The following is a 1,835-nucleotide window of genomic DNA, read 5'->3' as shown; positions in this document are numbered from 1 at the left end:
TTGGACTGGTGCTGCAATTGGTGCTGAACGGCATCAACATCGCGCTGTGCTTCCTGCTTGGGCTGGAACTTGGCTGGGGCGTCGCCGGCGTTGCCTGGGCGACCGTCACCGGTGAGTTCCTGGCCATGCTGCTCGGCCTGGCCATCGTGATCCGCCGGTTTCGCGCGGCCCCGCCCTTGCCGCGCCATCGCCTGCTCGACATGACCGCCTTCCTGCGCATGCTGTCGCTCAACCGCGACATCATGATCCGTTCGTTCTCGCTGCTCGCCGCCTTTGCATTGTTCACCCGCCAGGGCGCGCAGTTCGGCACGGTGACGCTGGCCGCCAACGCCGTGCTGATGAATTTCTTCCTCGTCGCCGGCTATTTCCTCGATGGCTTTGCCACCGCCGCCGAACAGCTGGCGGGCCGTGCCGTCGGCGCACGTGCCGCCGCACCGTTCCGCCAGGCCGTGCGGCTGACGCTGTTCTGGGGTTTCGGGCTGGCGGGAGCCGCGACGCTGGTAATGCTGTCTGGTGGCGCCAATCTGGTCGCTCTCGTGACGACATCGGAGGACGTCCGTTCGGTGGCCGACATCTACCTGCCATGGGCGGCATTCACGGCGCTGAGCGGTGTGCTGGCGTTCCAGATGGATGGCGTCTTCATCGGCGCGACCTGGTCCCGCGACATGCGCAACATGATGCTGCTGTCGTTCCTGGTTTTCGCGGCCGCGCTGCTGACCCTTGCGCCGGCCTTCGGCAACACTGGACTTTGGGCGGCGCTGCACGTCTTCCTGCTGGTGCGAGGCTTCAGCCTGCTGACGATCCTGCGGCTCAGGGTGCGGACGGCGTTTTAGACGGTGTCCCCCGGAAGGCCCTGCGCCGTCCAGGACACTGAGCGGCAGCTTCGCGATAGGAATTTTTTCTTGACTCGGTGACCTCAGCTGTGGTAGATTTTTGCCCATGGTGCTGATTTGCGCCAATGACCCGCCGCACTGGCGGGTTTTTTGTTTGATGCGCCGTCAGCCAACGCCCGGCGAAAGCTCCGAAGGAACCCTTTGACCCGAGTTCGTTGCACCATCTGCGAGCGGGCCGTCAGCCGCGACCTGCGCTCCTGAGAGCAGTTCAGAGTTGCCTGGACGCCCAGAAGTCGAGGCGGCTGTCGCGCAACTCGCAAATCGACTTCAGCCGTTCTTTTTCGACGAAACGGGCCATTCCGGAAAGAATACGGCCTGGCAGCGAAGGCCCGGCATAGATCATGCCGGTGTAGAGCTGCACCAGATCGGCACCCGCACGGATCTTGTCCAGCGCCGTATCGGCGGAATCGACGCCGCCGACGCCGACGATGGCAAGCTCCGGCCCGAGCAGTTTGCGCATCTTCGCCAGCACGATGGTCGAACGCTCGAACAGCGGCTTGCCGGAGAGCCCCCCGCTCTCGCGCGCGGTGTCGCCGCTGCGCAGTGGCGGTCGGGAGATGGTGGTGTTGGAGACGATGACGCCGTCCACCCGCTTTTCCGTGACTTCGGCGGCGATGTCCTCCAGCTCTGCCTCGACCAGATCCGGCGCGATCTTCAGGAACACCGGCGGCTGGGCGCTTGCCGCGGCGCGCGCTGCCATGACCCGCGACAAGAGCTCGCCAAGCTGCTCACGCGCCTGCATGTTGCGCAGGCCCGGCGTGTTGGGCGAGGAGATGTTGACGGTCAGATAGCTGGCGTATTGCGCAAACCGGGCGACGCCGCGCTCATAGTCGCCGATGCGGTCGCTGCTGTCCTTGTTGGCGCCGATGTTGACGCCGACGATGCCGCCACGCCCCTTGCGCGCGGCAAGGCGCTTTTCGGCCGCCGCATGGCCTTCATTGT

2 protein-coding genes are annotated in these 1,835 nt (G+C 65.4%); one reads left to right on the top strand and one right to left on the bottom strand.

Annotated elements, in window-relative coordinates; translation table 11 throughout:
* Window positions 1-833 (top strand): MATE family efflux transporter (locus EN879_RS34325; protein WP_245493917.1); only part of this gene is annotated, 833 nt, incomplete at its 5' end.
* A 268-nt stretch (window positions 834-1,101) separates the two neighbouring features.
* On the opposite strand, the gene pyrD is transcribed toward EN879_RS34325, so the two are convergent.
* The coding region (gene pyrD / locus EN879_RS34320) for a dihydroorotate dehydrogenase (quinone) (RefSeq protein WP_127274632.1) at window positions 1,102-1,835 on the bottom strand (734 nt) is incomplete at its 5' end.

The sequence above is a fragment of the Mesorhizobium sp. M7A.F.Ca.AU.002.02.1.1 genome, from assembly GCF_003998535.1.
In the GTDB taxonomy this organism is placed as follows: domain Bacteria; phylum Pseudomonadota; class Alphaproteobacteria; order Rhizobiales; family Rhizobiaceae; genus Mesorhizobium; species Mesorhizobium ciceri.
Note: the sequence above shows the minus strand (reverse complement) of the source record. Positions and strands in the feature narration are given on the sequence as shown.